We start from the raw sequence: 21,880 nt of genomic DNA on the forward strand, positions 1-21,880 counted from the left end.
CTTTATCTTATTTATTCCACCCTTTTTCTTTAAAACGGGCAATAGCTTCAATTCTGTTGCTGACTTCTAATTTATCTAGGATTGTGGAAATATAATTTCGTACAGTACCCGGGGAGAGAAAAAGTTCAGCGGCAATTTCTTTCGTTGTCTTCCCTTTTGCGACAAGTTCTAATACTTCACTTTCGCGATCGGTTAAAGGATTTTCGATTTCTTCCTCATAAACAATATCGATTAGTTCTGGTGCGAATATCCGTCTTCCATCCATAATGACTCGTATTGCATTAACTAATTCCTCAATTGGGCTATCTTTTAATAAATAACCTCTCACACCTGCTTTTCGTGCACGCTCAAAGTATCCTGGCCGTGCAAACGTCGTCAGGATGATCACTTTACAGTCTTTATCTTTTAGTTCTTCGGCAGCATCGAGCCCTGTCTTCTCAGGCATTTCGATATCCATGATGACAATATCAGGTTGAAACTCTTCTACTAGTGTTAGGGCATCTAAGCCATTATAGCCTACCCCTACTACTTCCATATCTGCTTCCATATTAATTAAAGACTTGAGCGCGCCCAGCAGCATTCCCTGGTCTTCTGCTATAACAATTTTAATCACTTTGCATCCTCCTCTTTGACCGAAGGCATTTTATGTCCATTATACTAGCAAATAATTGAAAAGCCATTCCATTTGACTGGAACAGCTTTTTGTGGAATTTTTCTTTATAAATAGTGCGGCACTTTTCTTTTATATTTTTGTGTACGCACTCTTTTTTTGACATCTTTAAACGTCACAAAGCTTTTTTGCGATGTATCATACAATTTATAGCGTAGTGATTCTAGGCTTGTTTTTAGCGTGATTGTAGTAGCCCGTTGCAAAGGCGGTGTTTGCTGGTGCGCATCAGCTAAATGATAATTTGGTATGCGCGGCGCTAAATGATGAACATGATGGAAGCCAATATTGCCTGTTACCCATTGCAGAACAATCGGCAATTCATAATAAGAACTTCCCTCCACTGCCGCTTTTACATAATCCCATTCTGATTCATTTTCAAAATATGAATCCTCGAAGGTATGCTGAATGAAAAAGAGCCAAATACCTAGCGCACCCGCTACAAACATGGTCGTCCCATGGATAATCAAAACGGAGGGGATATTTGTCAGCAATGCGAGTCCAACAAGCAATGCAGCAAGTCCCAAGTTTGTCGCGTATGTGTTAAGGCGTTCTTTTTTCCTTGCGTCTTTACGGTTGAAGCGATTGGATACCAATACTAGATAAAGAGGCCCTAAACCAAACATCACGATTGGCTGGCGATACGCTCTATAGCAGAAACGGCGCCATGGTGTAGCGCTAATATATTCCTCAACTGTCATAACCCAAATATCGCCGATTCCCCGCTTATCCAAGTTTGAGCTTGATGCATGGTGAATCATGTGCTCTCTCTTCCACTTTTCGTACGGAAAAGATGTAAGCACCCCTGTCACAAACCCCACATAGTCATTTGCTTTCTTGTTTTTGAAAAAAGAACCGTGTGTACAATCATGGAAAATAATGAACGTTCGCACTACAAAACCTGCAGCAACAATGCTTAGAATAATTGCACCCATCACTGTATATGGCAAAATCAAATAGGCAATCACCCAAAGAATTAACATCGGCGCAATGGTATTAATCATTTGATAAATACTTTTTTTCATTTCTGATTGCGCAAATGGCATCACTGCTTTTCTTAATTGTTTCGTTTTTTCGCGATCTGTCAAAAACTCCACCCCCAGCTTTTTAATCTCTTGATATTATTTTAAGCGAGGTAGAGTCATCCCCATAGACATAGATGTCATAAGGATAATATGACACTTATCATGTTTGGCCATCTAATAAACTATTGACTGTCTATTTCATTTGCCGGATACATAAAGTATAATATTTTATACATGAAGCAGCATAATTCATTACGATTTTATGAAAAGATCTGATAGGGAGGGCTTTTTTATGGAATTACTTCTAAACCAAAAGCAAGAACTAAAGCTTTTAATGACGTCTCAACTCCGCCAATCGATTGAACTGCTACAATACTCAACAACAGATTTAGAACAATTCATACGGGAACAAGAGCTGGAGAACCCATTGATTGAATTGCATGATTCTCCCCCTTCTCCCCAAATTGAAAGGATTTCTTCTGAGTGGGCGATAAAACCTGCGGGCATGCCTCAGGAGATGATCAAGGCTCGTGAGGAAAATGGAAGAGATCAATTAATACAAATTGTTAATGTCACTTATAAAGAAAAGACAACGAAAGACCTTTTAAAATATATTATTCATAACCTCAATGATTCCGGCTATCTAGAGATAGATGAACAGAACTGCCCCTACACAGATGTAGATCTCTCCCATGGGATTTGCCTTTTACAGCAAATTGGCCCAGCAGGTGTTGGCGCTCGTACAATTGAAGAATGCTTAACCCTTCAGTGCAACGAACGGTTTCCTCAGCACTATTTATTAAAAGAGGCAATCAAAACATGCTTGCCCTTAATTGCAGAAAAAAAGTGGAAAGAAATGGCTAAAAAGCTGAATTGTTCTGTAGAAGAAGTGGCTTATATAAATAACTGCATCTTATCTCTCAATCCAAAACCATGCTTATTAAAGCAAGACAGAACAGAATTTGCACAACCAGATATCATCGTGATTGAAGAAAGAGGAGGATTTGCGTTCTTTTTGAATGATCGCTATTTGCCGACAGTTACATTGAATGAACAAAACTTACATATCCCAACCAGCAATGGCGTAGAAAAACAGTATATAAAAGAGCAGTACAAAAACTATCAATGGCTTGTCAACAGCATTGAACAGCGCAGGCAAACGATTATCAAGATTATGCATGTCCTATTAGAAAAACAGCCAGCCTTTATCCGAAACGGTTTATCAGAACTCTCTCCTTTAACCTTAAAGGAAGTGGCCATGGAAATCGGTATGCATGAATCAACTGTTAGCCGAGCGACATCCAACAAGTATATCCAAACACCGGCTGGCCTGTTTGAATTAAAGTCATTATTTTCTTCGAAAGTGGAGAGTACGAATGGTCATCAATTCTCGCAAGAAAAAGTGAAAGCCCTTTTAAAACAATTTATAGGAACTGAAAACAAGAAAAAGCCTTTCTCAGACCAAAAAATTGCTGAGTTTTTCAACACGGAGTATGCAATCCAGATTGCCAGAAGAACGATCAGCAAATACCGCGATGAGCTCAATATTCCATCGGCCAGCATGCGTAAACAGTGGATTTAATAGTTAGATAGACACTAAGATAAGAGGTGGATCCATAAAGATGGAAACAATATTCGGTGACTTACCTACTCTCGAAACAGATCGTCTTCTACTTAGAAAAATCGAATTGGAAGATAAAGAAGATATATATGCCTACACTTCAAATGAAGAGGTCTCAAAATACGTGACATGGGACACACATAAGTCACTAGCTGATACGAGTGGATTTATTGAATTTGTGCTCGCACAATATCGGGTAAAAAAAATTGCGCCATGGGGCATCGAGTATAAAGAAAATGGAAGGCTAATCGGCACTATTGATTTCGTAATGTGGCAGCCAAATTATCATGTTGCTGAGATTGGATATTGCCTGTCTCAGAACTATTGGGGAATGGGCATTGTAACAGAAGCTGCAAACGAAGTGATAAAATACGGCTTTACCCACATGGATTTAGTCCGCATTCAAGCAAGATGCATGGCAGAAAATATTGGTTCCGCACGAGTGATGGAGAAAATCGGTATGTCCTTTGAAGGAGTTATGCGAAAAGCCATGTACACCAAGGGTTTCCAGCGAGATATCAAAATGTACTCTATCTCGGATGAAGAGTTTTTTGCTTCCCCATAATCAAAAAGGGATTGGATTTTAATCCAATCCCTTTATTGTGTCTATGAGTTTTCTTTTTGTCTCGACTAATTTATTTTCTGCTTCAATGTCGGCATCTCCATATTCAGTAAAGAATTCCGCAAAGTTTTCTCCTTTATATCTCGGAACGATATGCATATGAAAATGTGTGAGTTCATCAAAAGCCCCACCATTTTGGCATACCGTAATTCCCTCTGGATTAAACAACTTATTTATAGCTTTGGACATCATTCCTGATGCCTTCATTAATGATGTTGCCGTAAGTTCGTCAAATTCATCAAAATATCGAATATGTTTTTTCGGCAAGATTAGAACATGTCCCTCATTATAAGGTTTGTGGTCTAAAATACAACAAACATAATCATCTTCGAATACTATGTGAACAGCTTCTTCTTTATTTGCTAATTTACAACCTAAACACTCCATTTAATACCCCTCCCCTTTGTATCTCATTATATACTCGTTTTCTAAAATTTGTAATAATTTAAAAATATATAATAAAAGGGCAGTCAGCATTAGCCAACTGCCCCACCCTGGGTTTAGAGCAATCATGAAATTCTACGTGTTCAAAAAGTAACTGTTATTTGCTTTATAAGGGAATTGCCTTACATACTCACCTCTGACAATAAGCCTTTGGGTACCATCTGCGTTGCATGTGACAAGTGTGATAAGTCGTTTTTGACCGATATCTTGAATCACATCAACCTGAGTGGGCTGTACATAAGACATATCTTCTATTCGATATTCATATATCTCTTGAAAATCCGTTAGATACACCTTCATGCCCTTCTTAGCTTTAGTCAACGGGCTAAATAGTGTCTTTCCATCATTCATATTGTGGGCAGCGAGGGCATAATTCCCCTCTCCCATTTCTTGCTCTTTTTTCATCGTACCTGCTCCGACTGTCAAATTGGCATTCGAGATGCCATAAACAATAGGTAGCTGAAGCTTTACTTTAGGAATGTGGATGGCGCCGATCGCATGAATATTTTTTTTCTTCGTCCGTGCATCTAAAACATCCCGAAGTGTTACATTCTTCACTTGGGCAAAATCAAACGAAGAATGCCTATCTTCTTTTTCAGTTGGCTTACTGGCTTTTTGTATCGTCTCTTTTGACATCTGGCCAACTAAAAAGCTCATGATCGGTTTTTGAAAGCTCAACGTCAATCCAACAAGAAGCAATAAGGTTCCTGCAACCAATAATATTTTTCTAGTCATAGAAAACCTCTCTTTCCAGAATTTTACTTACTTGTTAAAGTCCAAAATTTTCCGCGCGGTATCTTGGCCATTTTGAATACAATTCCCTATTCCTACACCATAATAAGAACAGCCAGCCAAAAATACATTCGGATACTCCATTTCCATTTGCTCTGTTAGAGATTGAACGATTTTCGCATGGTCCATACCATAGACAGGCATTAAATCTGTCCATTTAGTTACATTGGATACGACTGGTTTTCCTTCAATTTTAAGTGATTTTCTTATATCTTTAAGTGCAACGTCAACTAATTGGGCATCATTCAATCCCTTTAATTGTTCAAATGCGGGGTTTGAGCTTTTATAAAACATACGAATTAACAGATTCCCTGACTCTGAGGTATGTTTCCATTTTCGACTAGTCCATGTGCAAGCATTACATAATACATCGGTGTTTTCAGACACAATATATCCTGTGCCATCTGCAGGCAATTGATTGTCTGGTATGTCAAAGCCTACATATACAGCAATAATGGAGGCATTGCGGATTGAATTTAGTTCTGTTTGAATCTTTTCGTCGCGCAGTAATGTGCTCGCAGACTGATGCGGTGTAGATAACACTATCGTATCTGCTTCTATGCTATCGCCATTATCGAATTCACATAAATAGCGGTCTCCACTCTTCAAAATTGCCTTTGTCTCTAATCCCTTGACGATTTCAACATCTGTTAGGGTTTCTTCTAGCTTTTCTATAAGCTGTGATAGCCCTCGTTTAAAGGAGATAAATTTTTTCTCGGCGCTTTTTTGGAACTGCTCTCGGTTCTCTCCAAAACCTTCGATAATGCTGCCGTACTGATTTTTGTAATCCAGCAAATAAGGAAGTGTTGAAGCCATGGTCAATTTATATAAATCACCTGAATAAACCCCTGACAGTACAGGTGCAATCTGCTTTTCTACAAGCTCTTTCCCTAAATAATATTCAAGGAACTCGCCGATCGAGCTATCCTTTGTAAATGGGTTTTCCGCTAAATCAAAATCATTTAATGCATCTTGTTTACCCTTTTCAGAAATGAGGGTACTACTATTAAGTGAATCTATACTTGTCGGAATGCCAAATACACTATCTGCTGGTATGGCATGCAGCTTGTTATGGCTATAAATATAAGAAATACCTGTGCTGTTATAGACAAGTTCACTCTCTAAGCCTATATCTTGTACAAGTGGCAACACACTCTTATGGCGAGCAACGATTGAGTCAGCTCCTGTCTCCATAATGAATCCTTGCTCGCGTACAGAATGCATTTTTCCGCCGAGATGGTTATTCTTTTCTACGAGAATGAGGCGGAGAGGCAAATTTTTTTCTACTTTCTGTTTTTGGAGTTCATGCATGGTACAAAGACCCGTGATGCCTCCACCGATTACAACAACTGTCTGCAAGCTGTCCATCTCCTTTTAGTTTGCTTGTTTCCTGCTAGGTGTTATCACCTTTATCCATGCTTTAGTATAATCTTTCGTAAAACTTGCTGCCATGATTTTGGTCACAGTTTAATTTTAAATGATGGAGTTATTAGTGAATGTGTCAAAAAAAAAATAGTCAATTCGAAGGGTTATTAGTTGTAGAACTCTTTTATACATTTTATTCTTTTAATATACACCCCCGCTTTTCCACTTTAAATCAGTAACAGTACTTAGGGGCTTTCATATAATTTTTGCAAAATTAATACAGTTTTCTTCCAACTGAGAGGATGATATTTTTGGATTTACTGATGATTATTTTCGTCTTAATGGGCTGCTTACTTATCTCTAACATTATTAGCCACTACATACCCTCAATTCCTACAGCGCTCATACAAGTCGCTTTAGGTGTCATTGTAGCCCTTCTATTTAGCAATGTAACCTTAGAATTGAAGACAGAATGGTTTTTATTGTTATTCGTAGCTCCCCTACTTTACAATGATGGCCGTAATTTTCCAAGGGACCAGCTTTGGAATATGCGAATGCCTATCTTGGGCAATGCCATCGTCCTTGTACTAATCACCACAATAGCCGGCGGTTACTTTATCCATTGGTTAATACCATCTATACCGCTTGCAGCCGCTTTTGCGCTTGCTGCTATTCTTTCGCCTACAGATCCTGTTGCTGTCAATGGGATTGCTAAAAGAATACAAATTCCAGAAAAAATTTTAAATGTAGTACGAGGCGAATCATTGATTAATGATGCTTCTGGCCTTGTTGCCTTCAACTATGCAGTAGCAGCTGTTGTTACTGGCTACTTTTCCATTAAAGAAGCGCTAATTGACTTCTCATACACTTTTTTAGTGGGCGCATTAATCGGTTTGGTTGTTGGCATCATTCTAACTCAAATCCGCTTTTCATTAAGACGTGCAGGGATTCGAGACGTTGTGTTCCATACGTTGCTCCAGCTGTTGACACCATTCCTTGTTTACCTAGCGGCAGAAGATTTGTTCCATGCTTCCGGTGTTATTGCCGTAGTTGTAGCAGGTATTACGCAAGCCCTCGTTAAAGATAAAACAGAAACAGTACTCGCTGAGGAGCAATTGCTTACTGAAAATACGTGGTCAATCGTGCTATTTATTTTAAATGGAATTGTCTTTTTACTATTAGGATTAAACATTCCCTCCACAGTTGAAGCCTCCATTGAAAATGAGAGCATTAACAACTGGAAGCTAATAGGGTATGCCGTGGCAATAGGTACCGCTATATTAGTGATCCGTTTCATTTGGTCACACATAGGTGCTATCTATGAATACAAAAAAGGTAGAGATGAAGAAAAACCAACCTTAAAAACAAGCTTACTAAGCAGCCTGACAGGCGTGCGTGGTGCTGTCACAATGGCCGGTATCTTATCACTGCCGTTCTTTACAAAAAATGGGGAGCTCTTCCCTGAACGTTCGCTCCTTTTATTTCTAGCTTCCGCTGTCATTTTATTTACACTGCTTGTGGCTACCGTTTTCCTTCCACTCCTCATTGATACCGAGGAAACAAAGGAAGAAAAAGCTGACTCATTAAGCTTCAATGAAGCCAAGCAGAAAATCTTGATGGCATCTATTAAACAGATCCATCGTGAGATAAACGATAAAAATCGGACAGCAGCTTATCAGTTAATTGGCGAATACCAGCAACTCTTCCGCCAGGCTCAGCTGGACGGCAATGCTGCTAAAACTGGAAATCCTGGATATCAGAGCGAAATTATGAAAATCCGCTTAAAAGCTTTATCTATCGAAGAGCAATACATTCAGGAGCTGCATAAAGGCAACCATCTGGATGAGGATATGTATATCGGATTCCAAACAGCTTTTATAGAGCGAAAAAGAGCCATCCATCAAAACATGCGGAAAGGCGTCTTATATATTCTTTATCGCGTTGTTCACGAATGGCGTATTACTCGTAAAAAGTATCGCTTGGACAAAGAGCAGTTCATTTCTTATATCAAGATGAGACAAGATGTACGAAGAAACACGTACCAACAAGCGCTAATCTACCTGAAAGAACAAGCAGCAATTTCAAATGAACCAGACCTCTACTATATCGTTTCATTTGAATATGAAAGAGCCCTTAACCAGCTGAAAAAGCCAGTTACAATGGATACGAATAAACAAGAGGAAATCAAAGATGAACTCCGATCTGTAATTACTGAAACAGAAAGAGCCGAGGTTCATCATATGTATGAAATGGGCGAAATCAATCGGGAACAAGAACGAGAATTACGTAGATTTATCAATTACATCGAAAGTGTTAATCTATATGAACAAGTAGAATAAGTGATTATAAAAAGACACGCGAGAGTAAATTCTCTTGCGTGTCTTTTTTGCATAACGTTTATTCATGTTTCGCAATTTCACTGCTAATGAGCGCTGTATAATATTTCGCACCTTCAGCATTTGGATGGATATGGTCATTATAAAATAGCTGTTCTTCATCTTCTGTCGCTTCATACCAATTAATCAGCCGGACATTGTCTCTTTTTTTAATAGCCTCATTCAATTTGCGATTCACATTATCCTGCCAATTTCGCGTAACGCGCGTGTTGATAAGATAAATTTGCCTAGTCTTTCCAATGGTGTTTAGCAATTCTTCTAGCTGTGGTCCGCTAAAGTCGCCATTAGAACCAAGTCCGACAACAACTACTTTGCCAAGCTTTCCTTGGCTTTTCAATGATGTGACGACATCGTACGTATCATACATTTGTCGCCCTACTTTTGCATCGACGACAATTTGCGGAATTTGTGCCTTTAATGCAGAGGCAGCACTTAGCATAACTGAATCTCCAATAGCTGTGACGCTAAGTGAAGAGGGAACAGTGCCTGGAACAATCTTTTTCTTTTTCTTTTTTTCATTTGCTTTTTTTTCAGCCTGTTCTTTCTTTTTCGCTAGTTGTGCTTCTTTTTCTTTTTGTGCCAACTTCGCTTCTTCTCTTGTACTGTTATCTTTGGAATTCTCTTTTTGTGAAGTAACTTCCTTTTTAGCAGCATCTTGCTTCTCTTTCTTCGGCTCTGTTGTACCGGAAGAGTTCTCTAATTTTTTCTCTTCATTCAGCAGATGCTGCTCTAGCGCCCTGCTGCTTGCTTGAGTATCAGACGGCGTAGAAATCATACCCATCATAAAAATGATGACTATACATCCAAGCATCGCTGATCCAATGCGGTAAGGTAATGTCCAATCTTTCCACTTCCATGACCATTCATGTGTTTTAAATTTGGATACCCAAACCTTCCATTCGCCCTTTCGAATGGGATCCTCCACAAAACGCCATGAAAGCTCTGCAAATAAAACTGTCATTAAAATAATGATTAGCGTCTTCCAGAATGGTATAGGCACACCTTCAAGACCTGCTCCCATCAAGACAATAAACGGAAAATGCCAAATATATATCCCGTAAGAGCGAACACCAACCCATAATAACGGTCGAAAGCTTAAGATTTCACCCAGCCAACTCGCCGGATGGACGATGACAGCAATCAGCACTGCTGTCGCAAGAGATGCTAACAACATCCCGCCTTCGTAAAGAAACGGACCTTCTTCATGCATAAAAATAATCATGAGTAACAGTACTAACGCACTGATGATCCCTGCTCCATTTAATAATTTTTTGGCTTCATCTGTAATATTGGCTTTTAATTTACGACTTGGCCATACGAATGCCAGCGCCGCACCAATGAGAAGCGAGAAGGCTCTTGTATCTGTGCCATAATAAACACGGCTCGGGTCCTCGCCCGGCGTGTACATCCAAAACATAGCTATAGCAGAGATGAATGCGAGGGAGCAGATACCAATCGCTACCTTCCCGCTCATCTTTACAAATCGGAGAACTACTAACATCACCAACGGCCAAATAATATAGAATTGCTCTTCAACAGCGAGTGACCACATATGCTGCAATGGAGATGGTGGAGCAAACTTTGTGAAGTACGAATGATGTTGTGCAACGTAAAACCAATTGCTGACATAAAAGACAGCAGATAATATTTCTTCACGCAATCCTATTAAAAATGATCGTTGAAATAACGTAATCCAAAAACCAACCAATAGCAGCATGGCAAATAAAGCGGGAATTAGCCTTCTAAAACGCCTGATAAAGAATTTCTTGAAGTCAATTCTCCCCGTCGTATTCCACTCATTGATCAGCAAATCTGTGATTAAATAGCCTGACAGCACAAAGAATATCGTTACTCCCAGATAGCCGCCGGCAATTCCTCCAACATGAAGATGATAAAGAATCACCGAAAGAACAGCGATTGCCCTTAGACCATCTAATCCGCCTATGTATCTATGATTTTTTTGAATCGGCTTTGGCATATATTTCACCACTTTCCACTTATCTTCCCATCTTATATATGACGATTCAAACGACAGTTTGTTTTTAAATTTTGCTAAAAAGCGACAAAAAATTTTATTTCATCCTATTATATCCTATCGCAAAGTTCGTCTTATAACAAAAAATTACATAAATCGGTAAATAAGTTCCTCTTAAATTAGCAGAAAAGCCGACATCTAGGTACATGTCGGCTCTAAATTTTTTTATCTTTCACATGCCCATCCATCATGGTCTCGGTCCATCTTTGACTGGTACGCAGGATGAGATTTAGAAACACCATGGGGATAGTACTTGCGTAATTCGGTGCAATTTTTAAAATTTGTTTTTTTGGTAGTAGCAGGCTTTTTCTTTTTAGCTGATGAAGTCTTGGCTACAGACGGTTCCTTCTTACCACTCCATAGACCCTTTTTCTTTTTCTTTACAATCGCTTGAAGATGCACAAGTTTTGATTCGTATGAATAAGTGCCATAGTCATAGAATTTCTTTACATAGCCTTTTTTCACCAACAACTCTTGCAATAGCTGGCCGTCCACCCATACCCATACAAGTGTGCGTCCGTATTTATCTTTTCTTGCCCCATCATATTGCAATTGAATTTTTTTAGCTTTTTTAAGTTTCGTACATGTGTATTGTGATGCTGTTTTTCCATAAGGCTCAATTTTTTTCGTTGATTCTGGGGTATCCACATAAAGGAATCGTGAATAGCCTGCTTTCTTAAAGTGTGCTGTATCGCCATCTACACATTTCGTCAGAGAATCTGTAAATTTCGCTGATGCCTTAGCATTTATATCAGCAGGGATAGTAAGCCCCATTATGATAAAAGCTACGACCATCCAAACAATTAAAGCTACTGATACTTTTTTCAATATGCCCACCTCTAAAAATTTATAAAGAAAGGTAATTTCTTTATAAATTAAGGTACCATATTCTTATGGAAAATAGTATAAATTTTTGAAACACACCATTATATTTATCACTTTTCCTGCATTTACTGTTTTTAGCTTGGTGATGCTTTTCAAGAGGCAGCGTAAACTAGCCTGTTATAAATAGCAGAGATACTTAGTCTTAGCTTGCTGCTTCCCTCTACTTATGTGGTTTTCACTTTACCATAGGCACCGCCACCGCCCATTACCAATGAAAGCTCTCCCTTCCTTCCTTTATCGATTAAGTCTGCAATCTTTTCGGGCACTACCGTTTCTAACTCTTCTCTTGAAATGACGTGAAGAATATTCATTTCTGTCCCAAATGTTGCTAGAAGCTTTTCCATTGTTTTTTTGCCTACTCCCGGAATAAAATCTAATGGAATTTGATGGATATATGGAGGGCGTTCTCTACTTGATTCGTCCTGTGTGGATAGTTCTTTAATGCGCACAGAAACACCTTTCGTCAGATGTTTTCCGCCACAATTTGGGCATGGAATCTCTGTTGTTCTAAACCCACAGTCTGCACAGGCGGTTTCGTGATATTTCCCTAAAAGTGGATTCAGCCCATAGTTTTCCAAAATAGCTCGTCCATCCTCCTCTTTTAATGCTTTTTTCAGCTCATCAAAAGTGGGCTCTTCTAATCGGATTTTTTGATATTCTCTGGCCATTTTACCTAATGAATGTGCGTCAGAATTTGTAACGTATGTGTATTTCTCTAACTCTTGAATACCTTTGACCATGTCTGTATCTGAGCTCAGTCCAAGTTCAATACCATCGATTTGGTCCATATCAAATACTTCCGCAAGGCTTTTTTCAACACCCTTTCCGTAAGCGCTCTTAAAAGGTGTAAAAACATGTGCAGGTATAAATAAACCTCCAAGCTCATGTACTTTATGCTGTAAAGTCAATGTGTCACAGGCTATTCTTTGGGTGCTCAAATTAATATTCGTGATATGGTTGCTCATCCAATTTGAAAAGGTACGAATCGTTTCCATGGATCGGAAGTAAGCTAAGACATGTAGCGGTCCCTTACAATTTGCATCATTGACCTCTATCTCAACACCTGGGATTAATGTAGTGCTTTCAAAGCGAAGCCCGCCACCCTCTAATGCTATCAATTGATTTGCCTCTACTAATGCAGCCATTTCTTCCAATACTTCGGGCGAATGGCAATCAATTATTCCAACGATGTCCAATCCTTTTTTCATGGTTGCTGTTTTTAATATATTTTCCAAAGTCAGCGTTTTGCTTCCTGTAATCTTTACTGGTCGCCCCTTCCAGGTACGTCCAATATGAATATGTAAATCTGCATAATAATCATGCAACAAGTGATATCACTCCTTAGATGTTCTAACTTATATTCCCAAATTAACAATATTTTAAACGTACACATTAGTCTGTCCTGAGAAAGCGCAAATATGTCTAGAAAAGAATCTTGCCCATATAAAAAAACAGCTGCAGGCTATGCAGCTGTTCCAATTTAATGAATTAGCCCTTCATTTAGCTTTCCTGTTAATCGGTCAATGTCTACTTCAAATAATTCAATCTTGGGTAGGATGGGATAGCCTTTTCTTTCAAACGTCCATGAAGGATCACCGTATTTTTCAAGCAATCGATCAAAAAATAGTTCCTTCTCTTTTTCATCTTCAATTCGTCTGATGGTGCCGAAAACGACAACGCTTGTATAAACGAGTGCAGATTGGCAAGCATATTTTTTCCCAGGATGCAAATCACCCATTTCGCTTACCTCAATACATACTTTCGGATTTTCTTTGATGTTTTCCCAAAAGTGGCTTTCTCTTATATTGCCGATATGTAGATATACTTTTTCATTCTCATAAAGATACACAAGCGGGATAACATAAGGAAATCCATCACTATCTACTGTTGCCACATGTGCTACTTTTGCCATCTTCAAAAAATGCTTTGCATCCTCTTGTGAAATCTCCACACGTTTATTTTGGATTGCGCCGCGCATATGAACACCCCCTTTTTTCTTACTATTCTAACATATATATAAAATACATCATATATAACCTCCAAAATATTTACATATCCAAAAGAATGATTGGAAGCATTTTGGTTAACAATATGAAGTAAAGTGACACTCACTCGATGGTTTTCCATTTAAGTGGGAGTGTATCATCGGGCTTTTACAGGTAATTGTCCAGTCTTTAGATGATGAATGCCAATAACCTGTTATGTCAGATAAATTCTAATGAGGTGAACAGTATGATCCAATTTGATTCACAGATTGAAGGTAAAAAATCGTATTTTGGTGTCATTCGCGATGTATTTGAGTCTCATGGCTGTAGTTTTTGCTCAAACTTTGAATATCATGAAGGAAAATTCGATTCTATCCTCCACCGTGATGGCGGTGAGACCATTTATCTCCGTATGCCTTTTTGGACACTGGACGGAGATTTGGACCATCACGCTACCTATATTCAGTTTGGCAAACCTTTTGTCATCAAGCATGTGGTCAACTTAGGTCTAGATTATGATGAACATTCGCTGGTGACCGCTACAACTGGCCTAAGTCAATTCCAAGAACCAATTGACAAAGACGGTAAAATTGTGGACAAAAGCCGTTGGGTAATTGCTGGTGAAGAGAAAATTAATAAAATGCTTCGATCATTGGATGGCGACCATATAGTACAATAAAAAGACGAAAGCACTTCTCTTAGAGGAGTGTCTTCTTTTTTACAAAAAAATTTACAACACTATACATAGCCAAATGAATTCTACACATACTGAACCTATCAAAAGGAGGGAATTCAAATGGCTCTATTAGAAAACTGGCAACAATGGACATCATTCTTAGGACAACATGTCAACCAAGCAGAACAATCAGGTATGCCAAACAATGCGATTAAACAAGCAGCGATGCAAATCGGTGATTATCTCGCAAACAATGTTGACCCGAAGAATGAACAACAACGCGTGCTTTCCGATATGTGGGGCGTTGCAAATGAAAACGAAAAAGAAGCACTAGCTAGCTGTGTTGTTAAGTTAGTCCAAAACAAGAACTTACAATAACATCAAAACCCCGAATAGCGCTGCTGTTTGGGGTTTTTGTTTCCTTACAAATAATTGTTTAAAAGGTGGCAGATGAAGGAAAAACTACTGTATGAAAACGTTTTGAAGGAGAAGAATATGGCCGTTATGAATAATAAACAACAGACAAATCAATCTCATTACTCGAAACGAAACGTATGGTCTGGTTTTCTTTTTGGAGTAGGTATTGCCGCATTTATAGATGAAGTTGTTTTCCATTTAATACTTCAGTGGCACCATTTTTATGACAAATCAACACTTCATATCGGGTTGTTATCTGATGGTATTTTCCATGCATTCGGCTGGTTTGCGACCATTGGCGGTTCGTTCCTTTTAGCCGATGTCAATCGCCGCCATGCCTTTGCTCCAGTAAGGTGGTGGGGAGGCGTGCTGATTGGTCTAGGAGGATTTCAGCTTTATGACGGCACCGTCCATCACAAAGTCATGCAGCTTCACCAAATTCGATATGTCGATAACCTCATCATCTATGATTTAGTATGGAATATTTTAGCTATCATTATGTTACTTATAGGGCTGTTCCTTGTGTTTAAGACGCGTAGCAGACTTCAGACTGTTGGGAGTGTGACTGATGAACAGCCATAGCAATATGCATTCTACAGTCCACTCTTTATCTGGAGGAATGCCTCAATTCTTTTTGGGGCTTTTCTTTATATTGGCTTTGGTCTTCTATATCCTTGCGGTCGTTCTTTCGAATAAGCGATATCAACCATGGCCGGTAAAGCGCACTATACTATGGCTTTTTGGTGTTTTGTTTGCAGCAGCCTCATTATTAGGACCAATAGCAGAGCGTGCTCACACAAATTTCACCGCACATATGGTTGGTCACCTGCTTTTAGGAATGCTTGCCCCACTGCTAATGGCGCTTGCTTCACCTATGGCCCTTTTGTTACGTACATTACCTGTCGCCAAAGCACGAAACCTAACTCGGCTGCTGAAAAGCTGGCCAAGCAGAATGTATACAAACCCAGTCATTGCGTCCCTTTTAAATATAGGTGGACTCTGGCTTTTATACACCACTCCCTTATATTCACTTATGCATGAAAGCATGTGGATCTATGTTCTAATTCACCTCCACATCTTTGTGGCTGGTTATTTGTTTACTGTATCAATGATTTATATTGACCCTGTTTCCCATCGTACGCCCTTTCTATACCGCGCCATTGTATTAACCATTGCCTTAGCGGGCCACGGTATTTTATCTAAATACATTTACGCTCATCCGCCCGTTGGAGTACCGCAGTACCAGGCAGAGCTGGGCAGTATGATTATGTATTATGGTGGAGACGTCATTGATTGTGCCATTATTTTTATGCTTTGTTTGCAATGGTATAGATCTACACGGCCACGGGCTACTGTATCAGCAAATAGTACAGCAAATTAAATTAAAAAACTACTTTAGGAGCATATTTAATATGAAAATTAAAGCAGCAGTTACACATGGGCAAGGCCAAGATTTTACTCTCGAAGAGGTAGACTTAGCAGCTCCCAAAGCAAATGAAGTATTAGTCAAAATTGTCGCTACAGGTGTATGTCATACTGATGCGGTTGCGCGTGATGCAGCTATCGCTCCCCTTCCCGCGGTGCTCGGTCATGAAGGCGCCGGCATCATAGAAGATGTAGGTGAAGGCGTTACCCGTTTTGCCAAGGGTGATCATGTAGTATTATCCTTCGCTCATTGTGGCCATTGCGACAATTGCTTAACTGGACACCCTGCTGTTTGTGAAACGTTTAATGATTTGAATTTTGGTGGTGTCAATGACGATTATACGCATCGTTTATCCCAAGACGGCGAGCAATTATCAACATTCTTCGGCCAATCTTCCTTTGGCACTTTTGCCGTTGTACATGAGCGCAATGTAGTGAAAGTAGATCCAGATGTAGATTTAGCCTTATTAGGTCCATTAGGGTGTGGAATTCAAACAGGAGCTGGCACGGTTTTAAATAAACTTAAACCAGAATTCGGCTCTACGATTGCAATTTATGGCGCTGGCGCTGTTGGATTGAGTGCTGTGATGGCGGCCAAGATAGTTGGATGTAAGATGATTATTGTGGTCGATGTTAATGACTCTCGCTTAGAGCTAGCAAAAGAGCTAGGTGCAACGCATGCCTTTAATGGATTAAAGACTAATGTAGTAGAAGAGATCAAAAAATTAACAAAAGGCGGCAATAAATATGCAATTGATACAACTGGGGTTCCGCCAGTTGTCCGTCAATGTTTGCAGGCATTACGTCCACTTGGCGTGGCTGCAATTGTTGGTGTAACACCTGAAATGACGATTGATGTCCACAATGATCTAATGGCAGAAGGAAAAACAATGGTAGGAGTCATTGAAGGCGATGCCGTGCCGAATGTCTTTATCCCACAATTAGTGGAGTATTACAAAGCCGGCCTATTTCCTTTTGATAAATTAGTGAAATTCTATGACTTTGACCAAATCAATGAAGCATTTGAAGCCTCCAAAAAGGGCGAGGCGATTAAACCAATCTTACGCGTTCAATAAAACATAACAAGTCTCTTTTATAAATATTTTTTTAATAAATTTTTGATATTAAAGTGGAATAGTGGCCATCCTTTTTACTTACCAAAAAGAGGAGCCCATTCCACTTTATTTTTTATTTCTTCTGTTTTGAGATCAATAATTGGAGCATATGAAAGAAACTATACATACACTGAATGAAGTCAACAAGATGGGGAGTTAGATTCATATTTGTAACATAAATGATGAGGGAATTTTAACAAGCAAACCACTGTATCAAGCTATCAGTTAGTTTAGAAAGGTTATTGACATTAAAATCGAATAGATATATATTATTTCTGAAAACGGTATCTATCAAATCTTACCTAATGAAACGTAAATTTGGAAATACTACTATCATAATTTAGAAATAATACATTCTATTAAGCAGTAAAAAAGCTTTTTGCTCTAGGGTATGAGCTAATGCTGCTACATTATATTTTTGGATTTTCATACTGGTAGAATCCTTATATTGCCGTTTATACATATCTAGAAGGAGGCTAATTGTAATAAGCTTATTTTTTTAGTTTAAAAACCTACTATATTTATCGGTATTATAAGATAAAAAATATGTAAGGAAAGGGAATCTGAAACAATTCTTTATCATATCCATGTAAGAACGATTTTCAAACGAATTATTTAGTTTTAGAAAACATTCCAAGGAGGATTCAAATTGAGAAAAAAATTTACAAAGTTAATTATTCCTTTTGCTGCTGCTTCTTTGTTATTAGCAGCATGCGGTGAACAGGCGACAAATAATTCAAACAATACAAGTTCAGGTCAATCTTCGAAGGTTGCCTCTATCAAGGATGAATCGCTGAAAGCAGCAAGCCCAGATAGCGTTCCGGCAAAAGCGTTAAATCGCAAGGATACGTTTATTGCTACTCTCTCGACTAATCCAGGCGGTGCTTTTTTACCGAACTTCTATAAAACCGGATATGACGGCAATGTATCTTCACCTATTTTTGACGGCTTAGTTGATATCAATGAGAAAGGCGAATACACACCAAAGCTTGCTGAAAAATGGGAAATCTCGAAGGATGGAAAAACGTATACTTTCCATATTCGAAAAAATGCGAAATTTAGTGATGGTAAGCCTGTAACCTCCGAGGATGTCGCATTTACATTGTCCATACTACATGACCCATCATACGCAGGTGACACAGATATTAGCCGTGCCCATATCATAGGCGGCGAAGACTATAAAAAAGGCAAAGCAAAAACAATCAAAGGTATCGAAATCGTTGATGACCAAACAATTACTATTAAAACAGACTCTGTTGATGTGCAAGCACTAAGTATCTTGGGAGGTCCTGTCCTTTCAAAAGCTTATTATGGTAAAGGTTATCACTTTGGCAACCTCGATTATTTAAAAGATCTTTATCAAAAGCCAATGGGAGCTGGTCCATACAAATTCGACAAGTACATTCCAAATCAAGAAGTACGCTATGTAGCAAATGAAAATTATTGGAATGGCGCACCGAAGATTAAGCATTTCATCTATAAAATCGCCAATGAAAATGGCCTACAGTATTTCCAAGCTGGGGATGTAGACTTTGCTGGTTTCACAGCAAATGCGGATAACCTAGAACAATTGAAATCAGTTGGATTTGCAAACATCGATATCTATACTGGCACACCAATTAGCTTTATCTCTATTAACAATAAAAAAGAGTATATGAAGGATGCCAAAGTACGCCAAGCACTAAACTATGGGCTGAATCGCCAACAAATCATTGATACTGTTTACCAAGGATATGGCGAAGTAGCGGATATTCCAATCGCGCCAGTGTCATGGGCATACAACGATGAAGGTGTCAGAAAGTTTAACTATGACCCTAAAAAAGCAAAAGAATTATTGGATGAAGCAGGATGGAAAGTTGGCAAAAACGGCATTCGTGAAAAAGATGGCAAAAAGCTAGAACTTGTTTATCTAAGCGCTAAATCTGATGATGGCTTAATCCCGATTGCCAAAGAGAATTATAAGGAAATTGGCATCAATCTTAAACCAGAGTTCTCCGACTTTAATGCATTAGTTTCAAAAGTAGACAAAGGAAACTATGACTTGGCTTCCTTCTCTACTCCAATGATTATGGATCCAAATGACGTGGTAGCAGATTACCATTCTAAAAATGCAGATAAGAATAACGGGTACAAAAATCCGGCTCTCGATAAGCTGATTGAAGAAGGTCAAAATACACTAGACCAAGAAAAGAGAAAAGAAATTTATCACGAATTATATAAAGAATTTGCTGATAACCCACCAATCATTCTATTAAACTATCGCAAGATTTTGAATGGTGTTAGCTCCCGAATCGACGGAGTCAAACAAGATCCTTACAATGGTATCCTTTCAAGTTTAACTGAGGTTGACATTACAAAGTAAGTGCGATCCTCAATCGGTATGTCGCATTGTGCAAAGAAAATTATTAGCCTGTGACAGACGTTGGTCATTTAGCTAACCGCGATCACAGTGAAATTCATTTAAAAGCGGATGGAGTGTATGCTCCTCCTCTTTTCTGATGGGGGTTTTACGTTGAAAGAATATATTATCCGACGGGTACTTATTTCGATTCCCATATTGATTGGAACATCGTTTCTAATCTTTTATTTATTCGCATTGCTTCCAGGAGATTATGTGGACTCAAATCCTTCTCTTACTCCTCAACGCGCTGCCGAACTAAGGGAATTTTATGGTTTTAATGAGCCTGTCATCAAACGATATTTTAATTGGATTGCTGGGATATTCCATGGCGATCTAGGCTTTTCATTCCAATACCAACAACCGGTGACAAAGGTAATCAATCAATTCATCTGGAATTCATTTATCGTTTCTATCATCTCTTTGGTCATCACATGGATTATTGCATTAATAACTGGTGTGTATTCTGCGATGAAACAATATTCTATATTTGATAGCTTCGTTACATTCTTTGTTTTTGCCGCTATGTCTATCCCCTCCTTCTTTATTGGTTTATTGCTGATTAAGATTTTTGCGATTGATATGAATCTATTGCCTGTAGGCGGGATGATTGACGTCGGCAGCAATACTACTGGATTAGCCCATTATGTGGAAATAGGACGGCATATGATTCTTCCCGTATTTATATTGGTATTACTTGGTACAGGAAGTCTGACTCGATATGTACGAACTAGCATGCTGGAGGTTGTACGTCAGGATTATATTCGTACAGCACGCGCTAAAGGGCTAAAAGAAAGCAAAATTATTTTTAAACATGCATTAAAAAATGCCCTACTGCCATGTATCACTTTATTGGCATTTGAGTTACCTGCACTATTCTCTGGGGCAATCATCATTGAACAGGTATTTAACTGGCCTGGCATTGGCCAAGTACAGCTAGAGTCATTAAATAATCGCGACTATCCGGTTCTAATGACATTCACAATGTTTTTAAGTTTCTTAACGATACTGGGAAATCTATTCGCAGATGTTGCGTATGCTGCGGTCGACCCTAGAATTCGTTTGAAATAATGGAGGTGAAAAAATGAATTCAGCGACAGTCAAACATGCAAACCATGGACAATCAACAAAACGGCCTTCTCTTTGGAAGGATACTTGGAAAAAAATCCGCAAAAAAAAGCTGGCCATGGGGAGTCTCTATTTCTTGGTTTTCATTTTTTTATTTTGTTTTATCGGACCTTTCCTTTCTCCGTATGCAGGCCAATCCGTAAATAGTGCCATCATAAACCAACCACCCTCTTCTCTTCATTGGATGGGGACAGATAAGTTCGGACGTGACGTATTGACTCGGCTCATGCTTGCTGGACGCATATCCCTAACAGTAGGCTTAGCCTCTATGGTCATATCCATTATTTTAGGATCAGCTTTAGGCGCCATATCCGGTTATTATCGCGGATGGCCTGACACGATTATTATGCGGCTAGCGGATGTATTGATGTCCATTCCCGGTTTGCCATTGCTGCTACTAATGGGTGCTTTACTATCAGAACTGAAAGTAGAACCAGAATATCGTATTTACCTTGTTATGCTGATGCTTAGCTTTGTTGGCTGGCCTGGTTTAGCAAGGCTTGTACGAGGAGAGATTTTAACATTTCGAGAGCAAGCCTTTATGAAAGCGACAGAAGTATTGGGATTAAAGGATCGACGAAAAATTTTCTCTCACTTGCTTCCAAACACTGTTCCCTTACTTATCGTAGTGGCCACTTTGAATGTGGCCGGAGCGATTCTAAGTGAGTCGGCATTAAGTTTCCTAGGCTTAGGTGTTGTTCCACCTGCCGCTTCTTGGGGAAATATGATTGATTCTGCTAACTCATTAATAGACTTCCAACAGCGACCATGGCTATGGGTCCCGCCTGGTTTTGCGATATTCTTGACTGTTATCTCCATCAACCTGCTAGGCGATGGTCTTCGCGATGTATTGGATCCAAAAATGAAGCAATAAGGAGGGTTGA

The 21,880-nt window shown here is 39.0% G+C and carries 20 protein-coding genes; 11 read left to right on the forward strand and 9 right to left on the reverse strand.

The window, feature by feature from the left end; translation table 11 throughout:
* Positions 1 to 7: 7 nt before the first annotated feature.
* Complete coding sequence (locus tag AC6CHJ_RS15625) at positions 8 to 613, reverse strand: response regulator transcription factor (protein WP_066790141.1); 606 nt, start codon at positions 611 to 613, stop codon at positions 8 to 10.
* Positions 614 to 717: 104 nt separating this feature from the next.
* Positions 718 to 1,713, reverse strand: coding sequence for a Delta(5) desaturase DesA (gene desA / locus AC6CHJ_RS15630; protein WP_498289299.1), 996 nt, complete (start codon positions 1,711 to 1,713; stop codon positions 718 to 720).
* Positions 1,714 to 1,984: 271 nt separating this feature from the next.
* Between desA and rpoN the strand changes: the two genes are divergently transcribed.
* A complete protein-coding gene (gene rpoN / locus AC6CHJ_RS15635) occupies positions 1,985 to 3,274 on the forward strand; it encodes an RNA polymerase factor sigma-54 (protein WP_498289240.1) in 1,290 nt (429 codons plus the stop codon).
* A 34-nt stretch (positions 3,275 to 3,308) separates the two neighbouring features.
* Positions 3,309 to 3,878, forward strand: a complete 570-nt coding sequence (locus AC6CHJ_RS15640; protein WP_498289300.1) for a GNAT family N-acetyltransferase — start codon at positions 3,309 to 3,311, stop codon at positions 3,876 to 3,878.
* A gap of 18 nt (positions 3,879 to 3,896) precedes the next feature.
* Here the strand turns inward: AC6CHJ_RS15640 and AC6CHJ_RS15645 are convergent, their stop codons facing one another.
* The 3 genes from AC6CHJ_RS15645 to AC6CHJ_RS15655 all read right to left on the reverse strand — a co-directional run bounded on the left by AC6CHJ_RS15645 (position 3,897) and on the right by AC6CHJ_RS15655 (position 6,530).
* Positions 3,897 to 4,322, reverse strand: coding sequence for an HIT family protein (locus AC6CHJ_RS15645; RefSeq protein WP_498289242.1), 426 nt, complete (start codon positions 4,320 to 4,322; stop codon positions 3,897 to 3,899).
* Between the two features lie 132 nt (positions 4,323 to 4,454).
* A complete protein-coding gene (locus tag AC6CHJ_RS15650; RefSeq protein WP_498289244.1) occupies positions 4,455 to 5,114 on the reverse strand; it encodes a class A sortase in 660 nt (219 codons plus the stop codon).
* 27 nt (positions 5,115 to 5,141) lie between these two features.
* Positions 5,142 to 6,530 carry a protoporphyrinogen oxidase gene (locus tag AC6CHJ_RS15655; RefSeq protein WP_498289246.1) on the reverse strand — a complete coding sequence of 463 codons (1,389 nt, stop codon included), beginning with the start codon at positions 6,528 to 6,530 and terminating at the stop codon, positions 5,142 to 5,144.
* 308 nt (positions 6,531 to 6,838) lie between these two features.
* Between AC6CHJ_RS15655 and AC6CHJ_RS15660 the strand changes: the two genes are divergently transcribed.
* Positions 6,839 to 8,875, forward strand: a complete 2,037-nt coding sequence (locus AC6CHJ_RS15660) for a Na+/H+ antiporter (protein ID WP_371923790.1) — start codon at positions 6,839 to 6,841, stop codon at positions 8,873 to 8,875.
* Positions 8,876 to 8,933: 58 nt separating this feature from the next.
* Here AC6CHJ_RS15660 and AC6CHJ_RS15665 read toward each other — a convergent pair whose 3' ends face one another.
* From AC6CHJ_RS15665 to AC6CHJ_RS15680, 4 genes are all read right to left on the reverse strand, one after another.
* The gene (locus AC6CHJ_RS15665) at positions 8,934 to 10,910 is read right to left on the reverse strand and encodes an acyltransferase family protein (RefSeq protein WP_498289248.1); all 1,977 of its coding nucleotides are present in this window, start codon (positions 10,908 to 10,910) and stop codon (positions 8,934 to 8,936) included.
* A gap of 222 nt (positions 10,911 to 11,132) precedes the next feature.
* Positions 11,133 to 11,795: a thermonuclease family protein gene (locus AC6CHJ_RS15670; RefSeq protein WP_498289250.1), complete on the reverse strand. Its 663-nt coding sequence runs from the start codon at positions 11,793 to 11,795 to the stop codon at positions 11,133 to 11,135.
* Positions 11,796 to 12,016: 221 nt separating this feature from the next.
* Positions 12,017 to 13,177 (reverse strand): endonuclease Q family protein, encoded by a 1,161-nt coding sequence (locus AC6CHJ_RS15675; protein WP_498289302.1) that lies wholly within the window; start codon positions 13,175 to 13,177, stop codon positions 12,017 to 12,019.
* Positions 13,178 to 13,332: 155 nt separating this feature from the next.
* Complete coding sequence (locus AC6CHJ_RS15680) at positions 13,333 to 13,830, reverse strand: pyridoxamine 5'-phosphate oxidase family protein (RefSeq protein ID WP_498289252.1); 498 nt, start codon at positions 13,828 to 13,830, stop codon at positions 13,333 to 13,335.
* A gap of 254 nt (positions 13,831 to 14,084) precedes the next feature.
* Between AC6CHJ_RS15680 and AC6CHJ_RS15685 the strand changes: the two genes are divergently transcribed.
* The 8 genes from AC6CHJ_RS15685 to opp4C all read left to right on the forward strand — a co-directional run bounded on the left by AC6CHJ_RS15685 (position 14,085) and on the right by opp4C (position 21,870).
* Positions 14,085 to 14,516, forward strand: a complete 432-nt coding sequence (locus AC6CHJ_RS15685; RefSeq protein WP_066790159.1) for a YugN family protein — start codon at positions 14,085 to 14,087, stop codon at positions 14,514 to 14,516.
* A 117-nt stretch (positions 14,517 to 14,633) separates the two neighbouring features.
* On the forward strand, positions 14,634 to 14,891 hold the full coding sequence (locus AC6CHJ_RS15690; protein ID WP_066790161.1) for a DUF3243 domain-containing protein: 258 nt from the start codon (positions 14,634 to 14,636) through the stop codon (positions 14,889 to 14,891).
* Between the two features lie 117 nt (positions 14,892 to 15,008).
* On the forward strand, positions 15,009 to 15,512 hold the full coding sequence (locus tag AC6CHJ_RS15695) for a DUF2243 domain-containing protein (protein ID WP_498289254.1): 504 nt from the start codon (positions 15,009 to 15,011) through the stop codon (positions 15,510 to 15,512).
* Positions 15,499 to 16,311: a cytochrome c oxidase assembly protein gene (locus AC6CHJ_RS15700; RefSeq protein ID WP_498289256.1), complete on the forward strand. Its 813-nt coding sequence runs from the start codon at positions 15,499 to 15,501 to the stop codon at positions 16,309 to 16,311. The genes AC6CHJ_RS15695 and AC6CHJ_RS15700 overlap by 14 nt, the downstream gene beginning before the upstream one ends.
* A gap of 31 nt (positions 16,312 to 16,342) precedes the next feature.
* Entirely contained in the window at positions 16,343 to 17,431 is a 1,089-nt protein-coding gene (locus AC6CHJ_RS15705) for an NAD(P)-dependent alcohol dehydrogenase (protein WP_498289258.1), read from the forward strand.
* Positions 17,432 to 18,119: 688 nt separating this feature from the next.
* Positions 18,120 to 19,832, forward strand: coding sequence for an ABC transporter substrate-binding protein (locus tag AC6CHJ_RS15710; protein ID WP_498289260.1), 1,713 nt, complete (start codon positions 18,120 to 18,122; stop codon positions 19,830 to 19,832).
* A gap of 150 nt (positions 19,833 to 19,982) precedes the next feature.
* Positions 19,983 to 20,939 (forward strand): ABC transporter permease, encoded by a 957-nt coding sequence (locus tag AC6CHJ_RS15715; protein WP_066790172.1) that lies wholly within the window; start codon positions 19,983 to 19,985, stop codon positions 20,937 to 20,939.
* 13 nt (positions 20,940 to 20,952) lie between these two features.
* Complete coding sequence (gene opp4C / locus AC6CHJ_RS15720) at positions 20,953 to 21,870, forward strand: oligopeptide ABC transporter permease (RefSeq protein ID WP_066790174.1); 918 nt, start codon at positions 20,953 to 20,955, stop codon at positions 21,868 to 21,870.
* Positions 21,871 to 21,880: the final 10 nt, after the last annotated feature.

The organism is Rummeliibacillus sp. GQ308, assembly GCF_059759115.1.